This is a genomic window from Serratia grimesii (assembly GCF_900186025.1).
Lineage (GTDB): Bacteria > Pseudomonadota > Gammaproteobacteria > Enterobacterales > Enterobacteriaceae > Serratia > Serratia grimesii.
Window position 1 is genome coordinate 74,820 of the sequence record NZ_LT883155.1, and the last position, 15,695, is coordinate 90,514.

General features: G+C 54.8%; 12 protein-coding genes. 9 read left to right on the forward strand and 3 right to left on the reverse strand.

From position 1 onward, the window contains the following. Positions 1–64 precede the first annotated feature (64 nt). A complete protein-coding gene (locus tag SGBXF1_RS00350) occupies positions 65–2,056 on the forward strand; it encodes an autotransporter outer membrane beta-barrel domain-containing protein (RefSeq protein WP_186427646.1) in 1,992 nt (663 codons plus the stop codon). 4 nt (positions 2,057–2,060) lie between these two features. Here the strand turns inward: SGBXF1_RS00350 and SGBXF1_RS00355 are convergent, their stop codons facing one another. After that, complete coding sequence (locus tag SGBXF1_RS00355) at positions 2,061–3,404, reverse strand: MFS transporter (protein WP_061808224.1); 1,344 nt, start codon at positions 3,402–3,404, stop codon at positions 2,061–2,063. A gap of 262 nt (positions 3,405–3,666) precedes the next feature. On the opposite strand from SGBXF1_RS00355, the gene glyQ reads away from it, so the two are divergent. The 6 genes from glyQ to SGBXF1_RS00385 all read left to right on the forward strand — a co-directional run bounded on the left by glyQ (position 3,667) and on the right by SGBXF1_RS00385 (position 12,066). Beyond that, positions 3,667–4,581 (forward strand): glycine--tRNA ligase subunit alpha, encoded by a 915-nt coding sequence (glyQ, locus tag SGBXF1_RS00360; protein WP_037421295.1) that lies wholly within the window; start codon positions 3,667–3,669, stop codon positions 4,579–4,581. Between the two features lie 9 nt (positions 4,582–4,590). Then, positions 4,591–6,660, forward strand: a complete 2,070-nt coding sequence (glyS, locus tag SGBXF1_RS00365) for a glycine--tRNA ligase subunit beta (protein ID WP_186427647.1) — start codon at positions 4,591–4,593, stop codon at positions 6,658–6,660. Between the two features lie 273 nt (positions 6,661–6,933). Beyond that, positions 6,934–7,653, forward strand: coding sequence for a DUF3053 domain-containing protein (locus SGBXF1_RS00370; protein WP_037421136.1), 720 nt, complete (start codon positions 6,934–6,936; stop codon positions 7,651–7,653). A 548-nt stretch (positions 7,654–8,201) separates the two neighbouring features. Next, a complete protein-coding gene (locus tag SGBXF1_RS00375) occupies positions 8,202–10,118 on the forward strand; it encodes a PTS mannitol transporter subunit IICBA (protein WP_186427648.1) in 1,917 nt (638 codons plus the stop codon). Positions 10,119–10,179: 61 nt separating this feature from the next. Then, on the forward strand, positions 10,180–11,334 hold the full coding sequence (locus SGBXF1_RS00380; protein ID WP_037421130.1) for a mannitol-1-phosphate 5-dehydrogenase: 1,155 nt from the start codon (positions 10,180–10,182) through the stop codon (positions 11,332–11,334). A 180-nt stretch (positions 11,335–11,514) separates the two neighbouring features. Beyond that, positions 11,515–12,066, forward strand: coding sequence for an MltR family transcriptional regulator (locus SGBXF1_RS00385; RefSeq protein WP_037421127.1), 552 nt, complete (start codon positions 11,515–11,517; stop codon positions 12,064–12,066). On the opposite strand, the gene SGBXF1_RS00390 is transcribed toward SGBXF1_RS00385, so the two are convergent. After that, positions 12,063–12,671 carry a LysE family translocator gene (locus SGBXF1_RS00390; protein WP_061808222.1) on the reverse strand — a complete coding sequence of 203 codons (609 nt, stop codon included), beginning with the start codon at positions 12,669–12,671 and terminating at the stop codon, positions 12,063–12,065. The two genes, SGBXF1_RS00385 and SGBXF1_RS00390, sit on opposite strands and share 4 nt — an antisense overlap. Positions 12,672–12,810: 139 nt before the next feature. Between SGBXF1_RS00390 and SGBXF1_RS00395 the strand changes: the two genes are divergently transcribed. Together SGBXF1_RS00395 and SGBXF1_RS00400 are read left to right on the forward strand one after the other, a co-directional pair. Continuing rightward, positions 12,811–14,277, forward strand: a complete 1,467-nt coding sequence (locus tag SGBXF1_RS00395; protein WP_186427650.1) for an aminotransferase-like domain-containing protein — start codon at positions 12,811–12,813, stop codon at positions 14,275–14,277. A 72-nt stretch (positions 14,278–14,349) separates the two neighbouring features. Beyond that, positions 14,350–14,712: a YibL family ribosome-associated protein gene (locus SGBXF1_RS00400; protein ID WP_037421118.1), complete on the forward strand. Its 363-nt coding sequence runs from the start codon at positions 14,350–14,352 to the stop codon at positions 14,710–14,712. A 145-nt stretch (positions 14,713–14,857) separates the two neighbouring features. Here SGBXF1_RS00400 and SGBXF1_RS00405 read toward each other — a convergent pair whose 3' ends face one another. Continuing rightward, positions 14,858–15,637, reverse strand: coding sequence for a class I SAM-dependent methyltransferase (locus tag SGBXF1_RS00405; RefSeq protein WP_061808220.1), 780 nt, complete (start codon positions 15,635–15,637; stop codon positions 14,858–14,860). Positions 15,638–15,695: the final 58 nt, after the last annotated feature.

Consider the following 15,695-nt stretch of genomic DNA (forward strand, 5'->3'; position numbering starts at 1 on the left):
AAACGAAAAAGGCCAATGATAAAAACGTATTTTCCTTCATTTGCTGGCTCTCAGGAGTCTATTCATGCCTCTAAAAATAATGTGCATGCCCCGTCCAGCGGTGCTTGCAGTGGCGATATTATGCAGTATGACGACCCCGGCGCAGGCCTATGACCAGCTCTATGTTTTTGGCGACAGCTTGAGCGACACGGGTAACAATGGCCGTTTTACCTACGACAGTAATAAGCATCAGTTATATGACGAAGTGCTGGCACAGCGAATTGGTGCTGCGTTAGTGGCCTCAGACGATGGCGGTTATAACTACGCTGCGGGTGGTGGTGTCGCGGTACCGGCACTCAATCCGGCAGACAATACTCAGGATCAGGTACAGAGCTACCTCAACCGAGTCAATGGCCGGGCTGATGGTGATGGTCTGTATATTCACTGGATTGGCGGAAACGATCTGGCGGCGGCGGCGTTAAACCCGACAACCGCGCCGGGGGTAGCCTATAACAGTGCTGCTGCGGCGGCTGCGCAGGTTCACTCGCTTTTGAATGCCGGCGCCGGCACGGTGATCGTACCGACGGTGCCGAATATTGGCTCTACGCCGCAGTTGATGGAGCTGATTATCCAGCAGGCGCTGACCCCAGTGCAAAACGCTGCGGTACAGGCTGCTTATGCCACGCTCAATTCATTGGCCACGCCAGATAATGCCTCTCGGACTCAGGCCATTCACCAAGCCCTGACTGCCGCAGCGGCACAAGGCAGCGCAATCCCGCAGGTACAGCAGGCCATTGCCGCGCAGTTGATTGCCGCTTTTGACAGCCTGAGTGCCCAGGCTGGGCAACTGGCCGATTTTTATAACCAGAGCGAGGATCGTCTGCTGGCGCAGGGCAGCGGTAATATCGTTCGGGTCGACGTGAATAAACTGTTTAGTGAGGCGATTGCCAACCCAGCGCAGTTTGGTTTCACCAATACCGCAGGCATGGCCTGCCCGCCGGGTGTCTCTTCTGCGGTGTGCAGTTCGACAATGCCTGGTTTCGACAGTAGCCAGTCCTACTTGTTCGCTGACCATTTCCACCCCAGCCCGCAGGCACATCAACTGATCGCCGATTACATTCAGGCAGTGCTGGACGGCCCGGCGCAGGTTGTGGCGCTGAATCAGGCGACGGCGGCCATGGCGCGTGACAGCCGCGCTACCCTCGACAGCCGTTTCCAGCAGTTGCGCAGTAACGATAATAACCCGCAAGGGGCTTTGGGCGTGTTCGGTGGTTATGCCGGACAACACTATGATTACTCTTCCAATCTTGCGGCAGGTGATGGCAATGCCACTACCCATAATTTGACGATCGGGGTGGATTACCAACTGACAGATGCCTGGCTGATCGGTGCATTGATCTCTGGCTCCAATGATGATCAACAACCATCCAGTCGCTATGAATACAAAGCGCGTGGTCTGCTGTTTTCTGCTTTTACTTCTCTCAGTGTGTTTGAGCACGGTTGGGTGAATGCTGATTTGCACTATGCGACGATGGATTACGATGATATTCGCCGTAGTATGCAGCTTGGATCGCTGACCCGTACTGAAACCGGCAGCACAGACGGTAAACAGTGGGGAGCTCGTGTGACTACCGGTTACGACTTCCCCATCACCTCTTACCTGACTACGGGACCGATGGCGCAGTTTGCCTGGGATTACAGTAATGTCTCCGGCTATAGCGAGGACGGCAGCGACAGCACGGCGATGAGATTTAATGACCAAACTTACCATTCGCAGATCGGCGCATTGGGTTGGCGACTGGACACCAAATTTGGCCTGTTTAACCCATATGCTGAAGTGAGTTACCAACATCAGTTTGGTGATGATGTTTATCGGGCTGGCGGTGGACTAAAATCCACGCAGACTTCGTTTACCCGCGACAGTGCCAACCAGGATAAAAATTGGGTGGATGTGACGGTGGGGGCGAATATGCCACTGACCGATCAAGTCGCGGCGTTCGCCACCGTTTCGCAGACCGGTGGGCTGAGTAGTGGCGAACAGTTTATGTATAACGTCGGTGTCAGTGCGCGATTCTGAGTTGTTATAATCTGGCGGGTTGCTGCGTGCTGCCATGGTTTGGTTGCGTGCTGTCGGCCCCTATCTTTCTTTCTGGCTGCAGTAGCGTCATGCACAGCATGCTGCAAAAAGACACCACGGCAGTGGCGAAGAACATCGCGCCATAGCCGTGGTGTTGCGCCAACCAACCGCTCAACATAGGCGCGGTGATCGAGGCAATATTGGCAATCGCCAGCGTCATGCCGCTGTAAGCCCCTACTGAAGCCTTTGGCGTAACGTCGATCACCACCGACCAATACACGTTATTCACCAGTGCATTCAGCGCATTGCCTAAAGTCATCAACAGGATGATTTCGGTTGGCGTGCTCATGAAAGGGATGAGCAGGAAGCAGGTGGCGGTTAACAGCAGTGTTATCGCAGCAAACAGATTGCGCGCCAGCCGCAGGTTACCAAAGCGACGTAGTAATGCATCGGCGATACGGCCGCCGAGCAGCACGGTGAAACACGCGCCACTCCACGGAATCATTGCCACATACCACAGAGAGTGCAGATCGTAGTTAAAGGTATCCTGAAGGTATTTGGGCCCCCAAGTGACCAGCACAAAGGTGACGTAGAGGAAAGAGAAGTAGCCCAGGGCGTTAAACACCAGCGTACGGTTGGTAAAGAAAACCCACCATGGCAGACGCGGTTGATTGTCATCGGCTTCCTGATCGGCACGGATAGCCGCCAGTTCGGCGGCGTTAACTTCAGGATGCTCCTGCGGCGTGTCGGCGAAGAAACGGGCGAACAGCAAAATGGCGATTAACGAGAACAGGCCCAGCAGAATAAACATGCTGCGCCAGTCATCGGTTAGCAGCAGCAGCCCTACCGCTAGCGGTGCTGTCAGCAGTGAACCCACTTGCGTACTCAGTAGGCCGATGCCCAGAGAAAATCCCCGTTCTTTGCGTGGAGCCCAGTTAGCGATGGTTTTGTTCATCAGTGCATAGGCCGGGCCTTCGGCAAAGCCGAACATGATACGCAGTGCGGCGAAACCCATGATCGCCGATCCGCCAAACAGCGCCACACCCAGTTCGCCAGCCCAGGCGGTGGCGATTTCCAATAACGACCACAACGCTCCGGCGATCAGCCAGACTTTTTTGGTGCCAATGCGATCGGCCAGAAAACCCCCACACAATGAGCCAAACAAATATCCGAACCCGAAATATCCCAGCACGGCACCCAGTTGCGCTTTATTGAAGTTGAATTCATGGGAGATATCATTGGCAGCAAAGGACAGTGCGCCGCGATCGACGTAGTTGATCAGCGCAATAAAGAACACCATGGCGAAAATACGGTAGCGATAGCGGCTGTCGGTTAAGGCGTTAGTCATCAGCGAACCTCCTGAAATGTGGATATCAGGACACTAGCAAGGTTGATGCCAGCCTCTGGGACTACTGGGAGAAGGGGGGGATAACGGTCTGTCGGGCATTAACAGGCGCTGTGTGAGCGCATTTGCCCCATTTCAGTGCGTGAAAAGAGCGCGCTTCTTTGATGATTCGCACTTGTTACTGGATTCAGGCTGTATATCTTACGGTCAACGGGTATACTGGCGCATCCCATTTAAATCCACTTGTATCGCGTGCGAATTCAACATGCAAAAGTTTGATACCAAGACCTTTCAGGGCCTGATCCTGACACTGCAGGACTATTGGGCGCGCCAAGGCTGCACCATTGTTCAACCACTGGACATGGAAGTTGGCGCGGGAACCTCACACCCGATGACGTGCCTGCGCGCACTGGGGCCGGAGCCGATGGCCACCGCCTATGTGCAGCCGTCCCGCCGTCCGACCGACGGCCGCTACGGTGAAAACCCGAACCGCCTGCAACACTATTACCAGTTCCAGGTGGTGATTAAGCCATCGCCGGACAACATTCAGGAACTGTACCTGGGCTCGTTGAAAGAGCTGGGTCTGGATCCGACCATTCACGACATCCGCTTCGTTGAAGACAACTGGGAAAACCCGACGCTTGGCGCCTGGGGGCTGGGTTGGGAAGTGTGGCTGAACGGTATGGAAGTGACGCAGTTCACTTACTTCCAGCAGGTCGGCGGCATGGAGTGCAAGCCCGTCACCGGCGAGATCACTTACGGCCTGGAACGTCTGGCGATGTACATCCAGGGCGTGGACAGCGTCTACGATCTGGTGTGGAGCGACGGTCCGTTGGGTGTCACCACCTATGGCGACGTGTTCCATCAGAACGAAGTGGAGCAGTCTACCTACAACTTCGAATACGCCGACGTGGACTTCCTGTTCTCCTGCTTCGAGCAGTATGAGAAAGAAGCCCAGTCGCTACTGGCGCTGGAAAAACCACTGCCGTTGCCGGCTTACGAACGTATTCTGAAGGCTGGTCACACTTTCAACCTGTTGGATGCGCGCAAGGCGATCTCAGTGACTGAGCGTCAGCGTTATATTCTGCGTATCCGCACGCTGACCAAAGCCGTTGCTGAGGCCTACTACGCTTCCCGCGAAGCGCTGGGCTTCCCAATGTGCAAAAAGAACAAGAACTAAGAGGCAGCCATGACTCAACAGACTTTCCTGGTGGAAATCGGCACGGAAGAGCTGCCGCCGAAGGCTCTTCGTTCACTGGCAGAAGCTTTTGCCGCGAATTTTACCGCCGAGCTCGATAACGCCAATCTTGAGCACGGCGAAGTGAGCTGGTTTGCCGCTCCGCGCCGTCTGGCGTTGAAAGTGGCTAATTTGAGCGCTGCACAGGCCGATCGCGAAGTCGAAAAACGCGGTCCGGCGATTGCTCAGGCGTTTGATGCTGACGGCAAACCAAGCAAAGCAGCCGAAGGTTGGGCACGCGGTTGTGGCATCACCGTCGATCAGGCCGAGCGCCTGGCGACCGACAAAGGTGAATGGTTGCTGTATCGCGCCCATGTTAAAGGCCAGTCCGCACAAGCGCTGCTGGCGGGCATGGTTAGCAGTTCGCTGGCCAAGCTACCTATCCCGAAACTGATGCGCTGGGGTGATTCCGACGTGCAGTTCGTGCGTCCAGTGCACACCGTGACGATGCTGCTGGGTGCAGAACTGATACCAGGTACCGTGCTGGGCATTGATTCTGCTCGCACGATTCGTGGTCATCGCTTCATGGGTGAAGCTGAATTCACTATCGACAACGCCGATCAATACCCGCAGATCCTGCAGGAGCGTGGCAAGGTTATCGCCGATTACGATACGCGCAAAGCGCTGATCAAGCGTGACGCTGAACTGGCGGCGGCGAAAATTGGTGGTAAAGCCGATCTGAGCGAAAGCCTGCTGGAAGAAGTGGCCTCGTTGGTGGAATGGCCGGTGGTGCTGACTGCCAAATTCGAAGAGAAATTCCTGGCGGTACCGGCAGAAGCGCTGGTGTACACCATGAAGGGCGACCAGAAGTATTTCCCGGTGTATGACGCGGCGGGCAAACTGATGCCGAACTTTATCTTCGTGGCCAATATCGAATCCAAAGATCCGCAGCAAATCATCTCCGGTAACGAGAAGGTTGTGCGTCCGCGTTTGGCCGATGCCGAATTCTTCTTCAACACCGACCGCAAAAAACGTCTGGAAGACAATCTGCCGCGTCTGGAAACCGTGCTGTTCCAACAGCAACTGGGGACCCTGCGTGACAAGACTGACCGTATTCAGGCGTTGGCGGGCTGGGTTGCCGGCCAGATTGGTGCTGACGTCAACCACGCTACCCGCGCGGGCCTGCTGTCGAAGTGTGATCTGATGACCAACATGGTCTTCGAATTCACCGACACCCAGGGCGTGATGGGTATGCACTACGCGCGCCATGACGGCGAAGCGGAAGACGTTGCCGTTGCGCTGAACGAGCAGTACCAGCCGCGCTTTGCCGGTGATGCACTGCCGGAATCGCTGGTGGCTTGTTCGCTGGCGATCGCCGACAAGATGGACACCCTGGCCGGTATTTTCGGTATTGGGCAACATCCGAAAGGTGATAAAGACCCGTTTGCGCTGCGTCGTGCCGCATTGGGTGTGCTGCGTATTATCGTTGAGAAGAATCTGTCGCTGGATCTGCAGACGCTGACCGAAGAGGCTGTGCGCCTGTACGGCAGCAAGCTGACCAACACCAAGGTTGTCGACGAAGTTGTTGAGTTCATGCTGGGTCGTTTCCGCGCTTGGTACCAGGAAGAAGGCCATGCGGTCGACACCATCCAGGCGGTGTTGGCTCGTCGTCCGACCAAACCGGCTGACTTTGATGCACGTGTGAAAGCGGTGACGCACTTCCGTACGTTGGAAGCCGCGGCAGCGCTGGCTGCGGCTAACAAACGTGTCTCTAACATCCTGGCTAAGTCTACTGATACGCTGAATGACCGCGTACACGCCTCGGTATTGAAAGAAGCGGCTGAAATCCAACTGGCAACCCATCTGGTGGTGTTGCGCGATAAGCTGGAGCCGTATTTCGCTGCAGGCAATTATCAAGATGCGTTGGTAGAGCTGGCCGATCTGCGTGAGCCGGTTGATGCCTTCTTCGATAACGTGATGGTGATGGCAGAAGACGAAGCGGTGCGTGTGAACCGTCTGACGTTGCTGAGCAAGCTGCGTGAGTTGTTCCTGCAGGTGGCGGATATTTCCGTACTGCAGTAAACCGTTCTGTTGTGAAAAGGCGCCTTAGGGCGCCTTTTTTATTGCGGTCGGCACGCCCTCCGTTTTCTCCTTCGGTGCTGCTAATAGTTCGTCGACGTGGGGAAAGGCTTGGTTTCAATTGCTGCTGTTACCCTCTATTGCCAAAGAATAGCCCCTGAACGGTGAATCGCGTATCGGATCGTACTCAGTTGATCTATTCTTATAGGCGCAAGGAGTGCAGCAAAAGGGACGGAGTCCGATGAAAAAGCAGGTTTATAACAGGAGTTATGTCACATGGCGGTAGGGATCCAGAGCAGGAGTTTCGCGCGTTGGTTGGCCCCGGTATTGGCATTGTTGGTGGTCATGCAGCTGACTGCTTGCGGCGATAAAGAGCCGGAACAACGCAAGGCGTTTATTGATTACTTACAGAATACGGTGATGCGCAGCGGCGCGAAAATCCCGACGCTGAGCGAAGATCAAAAACAGAAATTCGGTAACTATGCCGGGGATTACGCCATTTTGGTCGGTTTTTCCCAGCAATTGTCCAAGTCATTGGATGCCAGCCTGACACCGGCGTTGGATCAGATTAACCAGATCCGCACCGCGCAGGACTACATGAGCAAACGTGATACGCTGCAACAGTCCGTTGGGGCGCTGAACCTGCTGGGGCAGCAGATTCAGTCGGCGAAGTCACAAGCGGATACCGCACGGGCAGCACTGAAGCAACCCGACGATCTGAAAGCCGTGTATAACCAGGCTTATGACAAGATTGTCACCGGGCCAGCCAATGCGCTGATGCCAGTTATCCCGACCACCGCCAGTTTCGTCCAGGATCTGGTCCAGGTCGGGGATTTCCTGCGTACTCAAGGTAATCAGGTGAGCTTCAACAATAACGGCGTGCAGTTCCGTACTTCCCAGCAGGCAACGCAGTACAACACCATGATGTCGAATCTGGTGGCTAAGCAGCAGGATTTACTGAATGCGCAGAAAACCGTCTCAAGCGTGACCCAGTAATAGTGTAAAGGCAGAAGCCGATGTTTGGCTTCTGCCTTTCTGTTCCGACAGTTCCCTTCCAGTCTTTCCAACAGCTTGCTCACTTCTTGTGCGACGCTTCTGTACTACACTTCAATTAATCATCGTTTTTTCGACATGTAGTTTTCTTTCATTCATCGCACAGCGATTTCCCGACAGGATGAATGCTCACAGGGAAGAAAGCCCTTAGAACAGGATTCGGTCATCACTGACAAATAAATTGTGATTTACATCACAATTTAAAAACAAACACGCATCAATTAAATGTGACTTAAATCACGTTTTTGTTGGATTTAAGCGAGTTTTGTCTCTTTTGTGGTTTTTTTACACTGAGTAAATGTGATCAAAGTCACTATAAATGGCCTATTGGTGGGGTTATTAGTGTGATTATGATCACAAAAAATCCGTGAAGTTCGCGCGGTAAAAACAGCGTGATAGAGTCCATTTCGCATACAGCATCAACACGGCTGGATCGTAACAACAATAATCACGCGCTCTATTGTCAGCGCGTAACAATAGGGGTGTGTTTTATGTTTTCACCAGACATCAAAGTCAAAGTTCAAAACTTTGGCCGCTTCTTAAGCAACATGGTGATGCCCAACATTGGCGCATTTATCGCCTGGGGTATCATCACTGCGTTATTCATTCCTACAGGTTGGCTGCCTAACGAAACCTTAGCCAAGCTGGTTGGCCCAATGATCACCTATCTGCTGCCGTTGCTTATCGGTTTCACCGGTGGCCGGTTGGTAGGGGGCGATCGCGGTGGGGTGGTCGGTGCGATCACCACCATGGGCGTGATCGTCGGGGCTGACATGCCGATGTTCCTCGGCGCGATGATCGCGGGTCCGTTGGGTGGCTGGGCGATAAAGCATTTTGACCGCTGGGTAGACGGTAAGATCAAAAGCGGTTTTGAGATGCTGGTGAACAACTTCTCTGCTGGCATTATCGGCATGCTGCTGGCGATTCTGGCCTTCCTGGGCATAGGTCCACTGGTCGAAGTGCTGTCGAAGCTATTGGCAGCGGGCGTGCATGTGATGGTGGTGAACAACCTGCTGCCACTGGCGTCTATCTTCGTCGAACCAGCGAAAATCCTGTTCCTGAACAACGCTATCAACCACGGCATCTTCTCGCCACTGGGCATCCAGCAGGCGACCGAGGCCGGCAAATCTGTCTTCTTCCTGATTGAAGCCAACCCAGGCCCGGGTATGGGCGTGCTGATGGCCTACATGTTCTTTGGTCGTGGTAGCGCCAAGCAGTCTGCTGGTGGTGCGGCGATCATCCATTTCCTGGGCGGTATCCACGAAATCTACTTCCCGTACGTGCTGATGAATCCACGCCTGCTGCTGGCGGTGATCCTGGGCGGTATGACCGGTGTGTTCACCCTCACCATGCTGAACGGCGGTCTGGTGTCCCCAGCCTCACCGGGTTCCATCCTGGCGGTACTGGCGATGACACCAAAAGGTGCTTACTTCGCCAACATTGCGGCAGTGTGCGCAGCCTTCGCGGTGTCCTTCGTGGTCTCCGCCTTCCTGCTGAAAACCTCAAAAGTGAAAGAAGAGGATGATCTGGAAGAAGCGACTCGCCGTATGCAGGAAATGAAATCTCAGTCCAAAGGCGGTGCGGCGGCTCACGCAGCGGTAGATGGTGACCTGACGACAGTGCGCAAAATCATCGTCGCTTGCGATGCAGGTATGGGGTCCAGTGCGATGGGTGCTGGGGTGCTGCGCAAGAAGGTGGCGGACGCTGGGTTGAAAAACATTTCGGTGACCAACAGTGCCATCAACAGCCTGCCGGATGATGTCGATCTGGTGATTACTCACCGTGATCTGACTGAGCGTGCGATGCGTCATGCGCCACAGGCACAGCATATCTCGCTGACCAACTTCCTCGACAGCAAGCTGTACAGCGATCTGACCGAGCGTCTGGTGGCGGCCAACAAAACCACCGATAACCAACAGAAAGTGATCAGCACGCTGGACGATAGCTTTGAAGCGAGCGAGCAAAACCTGTTCCGCCTTAGCGAAAGCAACGTGTTCCTTAACCTGCACGCCAGCGACAAAGAGCAGGCAATCCGCTTTGCCGGTGAGCAGTTGGTCAAAGGCGGCTATGTTGAGCCGGAATACGTCCCTGCGATGCTGGAACGCGAAAAACTCACCTCTACTTACCTGGGCGAGTCGATCGCCGTACCGCACGGCACCATCGAAGCCAAAGACCGGGTACTGCGCACCGGCGTGGTGTTCTGCCAATACCCGCAGGGCGTGCGTTTCGGTGATGAAGAGGATGAGGTTGCGCGGTTGGTTATCGGCATCGCCGCACGCAATAACGAACACATCCAGGTGATTACCAGCCTGACCAATGCACTGGATGACGACGGCGTCATCGAACGGCTGGCAAATACCACCAGCGTGCAGGAAGTGCTGGATCTACTGGGCGGCAAGAAAGCCTGATAACAGAATCATTTTAAGGGGTGCAGCTTGCTGCACCCTTCGACATTAGAAAGGTAGGACTATGAAAGCATTACATTTCGGTGCGGGAAATATAGGGCGTGGTTTTATCGGCAAGCTGTTGGCGGATGCGCACGCCGAACTGACCTTTGCCGACGTTAACCAGACGGTGCTGGACCTGCTGAACAGCCGCAAAAGCTATCAGGTCCACGTGGTCGGCGAACAGGCCCGGGTCGAACAGGTCAACAATGTCAGTGCAGTGAACAGCGGCAGTGACGAGGCGGTTGCGCTGATCGCCGAAGCAGATATTGTGACTACCGCCGTGGGGCCGCAAATTCTGGCTAAAATTGCCGGGACTATCGCTAAAGGGCTGACCAAACGTCATCAGCAGGGCAACAGCCAACCGCTGAACATCATCGCCTGCGAGAACATGGTGCGGGGCACCAGCCAGTTAAAACAGCATGTGTTCGATGTTCTGCCGCAGGACGATCAGGCGTGGGTTGAACAGCATGTTGGCTTCGTTGATTCGGCGGTTGACCGCATTGTACCGCCAGCGGAAGCGGGCAGCAGCGATCCGCTGGAAGTCACTGTTGAGACCTTCAGCGAGTGGATTGTTGATCAAACCCAGTTTAAGGGACAGCCACCGGCGATTGCCGGCATGGAACTGACAGATAACCTGATGGCATTTGTTGAGCGCAAATTGTTCACGCTCAATACTGGCCATGCGATTACCGCTTATCTTGGGCAACAGGCTGGCCTGCTGACCATCCGCGATGCCATTCTGGACCCGGCGATCCGCCGCGTGGTGAAAGGCGCGATGGAGGAGAGCGGTGCAGTGTTGATCAAGCGCTACGGTTTTGACGCCGCTAAGCATGCCGCTTACATCGACAAAATCCTCAGCCGTTTTGAGAACCCGTACCTGCACGACGACGTTGAACGTGTGGGCCGTCAGCCGCTCCGTAAATTGAGCGCCGGTGATCGGCTGATTAAGCCGTTGCTTGGCACGCTGGAGTACGGTCTGCCGCACGCTAATCTGATCCAGGGTATCGCTGCCGCCATGAGTTACCGCAGTGAGCAGGATCCGCAGGCCAAAGAGCTGGTAGAACTGTTGGCCAAATTGGGGCCAAAAGCAGCGCTGGCGCAAATTTCCGGTCTGCCGGCGGAAAGTGAGGTTGTAGAACAAGCCGTTGCTGTGTATAACGCCATGCAGCATCAATAGGCTATTTTACTTGCCGTTTGGTGGTTGGGCAGTGCTCGAACTCCTCGCATACTACGTGTACGCTCCGGGTTCTGTGCGCTGTCCGCCCATAAACTGGCTGCGACAATCACGCCTATTGGTAATAAGTTAGTGACCGATACAGCACTGAAATACTCCCCCTACGCCTTTCGAAAAGCGACGATGGAAGAAGCACAGGCATTTGAAAATAAGGTTCTGGAAAGGCTGAACGCTGGCAAGACAGTACGCAGTTTTCTGATCGCAGCAGTAGAGCTGTTGGCGGAAGCGCTTAACGTGCTGGTGGTGCAGGTGTTCCGTAAGGACGACTATGCGGTGAAGTATGCCGTCGAACCGCTATTGTCCGGTGCAGGGCCGCTGGGTGAACTGTCGGTACGTCTGAAGCTGATGTATGGACTGGGAGTGATCTCACGCCATGAATATGAAGACGCCGAACTGCTGATGGCGATGCGTGAAGAGCTAAACCACGACGGCTCAGAATACCGTTTTGTCGATGACGAGATCCTCGGGCCGTTCGGTGAACTGCACTGTGTGGCTGCGCTGCCGCCGGTACCGACATTCCTGCAACCCGGCGAAGCGGAAGAGTCGCTGATCGCCATGCAGCGTCAGCGATACCAGCAGGTGTTGCGCTCAACTATGGTGCTGTCGGTGACCGATTTGATTGCCGGTATTGGTGCCAAACAACCCTCACGGCTTTCCCCACTCGGTCGCAGTTAAGCAAAGGCCGCGCGCCACTCATCGAATAACAGCCACAGTGCGGTGGCTGCCATCAAGCCCGCCATTACGCCATTGAACAACCGCAGTTTCCAGGTCACGCGCAGCGCATCACGCAGACGATCGCCCAATATCGCCCACACCAGTACGCAAGGAATGTTCAATGCGGTGAAACCGGCAATGATCATCAGCGTGTGGGCAAGGCTGGCACCTTCGCGTGGGGTGAACAGGATAGCGACGTTAATCGCCATCAGCCAGGCCTTGGGATTTACCGCCTGGAACAGGGCGCCGTTGATTAAGCGCATTGGTTGCGCCTGTTGTTTGCCGTCTGGTGACGCGGCTTTGAATAATTTCCATGACAGCCAGAGTAGATAAGTACAGCCGATGACCGCCAGCGGAAAACGAATCATGCTGGCCCAACTCAGAATCAACGCCAGTAAGGTTGTCGTCAGGGCCAGCTGCACTGCACAGCCAACGCTAATGCCGAATACCATCGGCAGGGTACGACGCAGGCCAAAGTTGACCCCGGAAGATGCCAGCAACAGGTTGTTGGGGCCTGGGGTGATCGACATGACGGTAACATAACTGATAAAAGCGGAGTCCAGCATAACGGGTTCCTTAAAAGGCTGGGGAGCAAGGAAACCAGCATAAAACCTACAGGCAGATGGTGACAGAACCAGAAACCAGCTATTGTCATGGATACAGTTGTATCAACTGTAAACTGTACCCATTACCTGGAGACAAACTGTGACCCTGCTCGATGAAATGCCGGAAACGCGTTATCAGCAACTGGCGGATACCTTAGCTGAAGCCATACGTCGTGGCACGTTACTGCCTGGCAGCCGTTTACCGTCGGTGCGGCGCTGTGCGCAAACCCATAGCGTCAGTATCAATACCGTGGTCGCGGCTTACCGCACGCTGGAAGATCGCGGGTTAATTGAAGCGCGGCCACAGTCTGGCTTTTATGTTCGCAATACATTGCCGGCACTGAAAGCGGCCTCGCCGACCAGTAACCGAGTAGAGCCACCGACAGATGATGTATTGGCGCTGATCGACACCGTGTTTTCTGCCCAACAGAATCCCGCGTTCACCAACCTTTCGCTGGCCTGCCCACAAACGTCTGATTTTTATCCGGGTGGTAAGTTGGGACGGATGCTGTCGTCGCAACTGCGTCGTCAGCCGAACCTGATCGGCCAGTACGCACTGCCCCCGGGTAGCCTGCGGCTGCGTCAGCAAATTACCCGTCGTTCGATGATGCTGGGCATGATGCTTGAACCCAGCGATATCACGCTGACTCACGGCTGTATGGAGGCACTGCAACTGGCATTGCGCGTGACCACTAAGCCAGGGGATTGTATTGGCCTGGAATCACCGACGTATTTTTATCTGCTGCCGCTGTTGGCCAGCCTGGGATTGAAAGCGCTGGAAATCCCTACCGATCCACAGCATGGTCTGTCGCTGGATGCGCTGGAGTTGTTGCTCAATGAGAAACGACTGAACGCGGTAATCGCCATGCCGACGGTGCAAAACCCGTTAGGCTGTACCATGCCGTTGGCGGCAAAAAAACGCCTGGCACGGCTGATGAACGATCATCAAGTGCCATTGATTGAAGATGGGTTGTATGCAGAGATTCAATTTGGCGGCGCATTGTCCCCAGCAGTGAAGTCTTTTGATCGTGACGGTTGGGTACTGTTCTGCTCCAGTTTTACCAAGACGCTGGCACCGGATTTCCGTATTGGCTGGATTAGCGGCGGTCGTTTCAACGACGCATTGCGCAAGCTGAAGGCCGTTTCATCCATGTCTGAGTCGCAGCTGCTGTCGGAAACCTTGGCGATGTTCCTGGAAACAGGGGGCTACGATCATCACCTGCGCAATCTGCGTAAACGCTATGCAGCCCAGGTGGATGAGGCGCGAGCGCTAATTGCGCGTCATTTTCCACGCGGCACGCGCGCGACACAGCCGGCGGGTGGCTTTGTGTTCTGGGTGGAGTTCCCGGTTGGGGTAGACAGTGTGGCACTGTTCCATCAACTGCTGGAGGAGCAGATCTGCCTGACGCCGGGCACGTTGTATTCCCCGAGTGGCCGCTATCGCAATGCGCTGCGGCTCTCCTGCTGCTACCCATTTAATGCGCGTTACAGCCAGGCATTGGCGCGTGTTGGGGCTAAAGCATGCGAGATGAGCGGCCTGCCGCCGGGCATTGCGCAAGACGGGTAACCACGCGCACATTTTGCTACAATGTGGGCATCATTGATTAGCGTGCCGTACAGGCACAACAGGCCAGATACCATGAAAGAGATAGAAAAGGCAGAGATTAAGCGCCTTAGCGACCTGCTGGACGCACTGAACCACAAAGACACCCTGGTGATCCAACAGGGTAATCTTGATCTGATTGCTCAGCACACCAAAGAAAAAGAGAAACTGGCAGCGGAAATCGAACGCTTGAAAGGCGTTCGTGTTGAGAAGCTGAGCGCAGAAGCGCAGAAGCTGAGCCAATTACCATTCAGCCGTGAGATCACCAAGAAAGAACAGGCTGATATGGGTACGTTGAAGAAAAACGTGCGCGGTCTGATCGTGGTGCACCCGATGACTGCTCTTGGCCGTGAAATGGGCCTGAAAGTGGTTACCGGTTACGCCAGAAAAGCGTTCTGATCAGCCAATACTCGTCATACTCGACGCTGCATCCGTGCTAGCTGCGAGCGTATCTTTGGCCCATCCGTGGGCCTTATCCCTTCAGGGTCACTGCGAGTAGCCTTGATGCAGTTTCAATGATTTTGGTTAGGTGGGTGTCTGGCTTTTATCGCTTGGTGGTGAAATACGCCTTGGTTTGATAGGGCACAGTTACCGTTTCTTTGCCCTGCAATTCCCCTTCTTCAGCCACCAATTGCCGAATCTGATCGATCACCTGTTCTTGTTGTTGCTGCGGTAAAGCGGCAATAAAGCTGGTGGAGCGCACCCGGTTATAAATCACATCTTCTATCGCGCCTTGATGGGCAAGCATAAATACCTGTTCTTGCAACGCCTCTAATCCTTTAGACGGGAAAAGCTTACGCCATTCACCGGTGTAGAAACGCGGCGCGTCACCTTCGTGACGATCGACAATTTGGTTCAGTTTACGTACCCAACTGACGCGTGCATCACGCATGTTCCACACCAGACCAAGTTTGCCGCCGGGCTTAAGGATTCGTTGGATCTCGGCCAAAGCCTGTGGTGTGGCGAACCAGTGGAAAGATTGCGCGCAGACCACTGCGTCAACCGACTCATCCGGCAGGGGGATCGACTCGGCTGTACCCGCTAATGTTTTCACTTGCGGCAGCGCTGCTGAGAGCTTTTCCAGCATCTGCGCCACGGGTTCAACGGCGATTACCTGCGCACCCGTTTCCAGTAAGCGCGGGGTGAACTTGCCGGTGCCGGCCCCGAGATCGATCACTGTCATACCCGCATGAAGGCCGATGGTATCGCGCAGCCAGACGGCGATCTCCGGTGGATAATCAGGTCGGCCCTTAACGTAACGATCGGCGTTGGCCTGGTAGCCTTCTGCCGCAGCATGGTGGATCGAATGAGACGAGGTGTTCATAGCTTTGCTCCTGCCTGAAAGAGGTTGTCGGAACGACCGACGCTGAACAGTATAGGTG

Excerpts from the sequence above, each read along its gene's own strand:
- SGBXF1_RS00350 (WP_186427646.1), top strand. The coding sequence starts at position 65 with ATGCCTCTAAAAATAATGTGCATGCCCCGTCCAGCGGTGCTTGCAGTG.
- SGBXF1_RS00355 (WP_061808224.1), bottom strand. The coding sequence starts at position 3,404 with ATGACTAACGCCTTAACCGACAGCCGCTATCGCTACCGTATTTTCGCC.
- glyQ (WP_037421295.1), top strand. The coding sequence starts at position 3,667 with ATGCAAAAGTTTGATACCAAGACCTTTCAGGGCCTGATCCTGACACTG.
- glyS (WP_186427647.1), top strand. The coding sequence starts at position 4,591 with ATGACTCAACAGACTTTCCTGGTGGAAATCGGCACGGAAGAGCTGCCG.
- SGBXF1_RS00370 (WP_037421136.1), top strand. The coding sequence starts at position 6,934 with ATGGCGGTAGGGATCCAGAGCAGGAGTTTCGCGCGTTGGTTGGCCCCG.
- SGBXF1_RS00375 (WP_186427648.1), top strand. The coding sequence starts at position 8,202 with ATGTTTTCACCAGACATCAAAGTCAAAGTTCAAAACTTTGGCCGCTTC.
- SGBXF1_RS00380 (WP_037421130.1), top strand. The coding sequence starts at position 10,180 with ATGAAAGCATTACATTTCGGTGCGGGAAATATAGGGCGTGGTTTTATC.
- SGBXF1_RS00385 (WP_037421127.1), top strand. The coding sequence starts at position 11,515 with ATGGAAGAAGCACAGGCATTTGAAAATAAGGTTCTGGAAAGGCTGAAC.
- SGBXF1_RS00390 (WP_061808222.1), bottom strand. The coding sequence starts at position 12,671 with ATGCTGGACTCCGCTTTTATCAGTTATGTTACCGTCATGTCGATCACC.
- SGBXF1_RS00400 (WP_037421118.1), top strand. The coding sequence starts at position 14,350 with ATGAAAGAGATAGAAAAGGCAGAGATTAAGCGCCTTAGCGACCTGCTG.
- SGBXF1_RS00405 (WP_061808220.1), bottom strand. The coding sequence starts at position 15,637 with ATGAACACCTCGTCTCATTCGATCCACCATGCTGCGGCAGAAGGCTAC.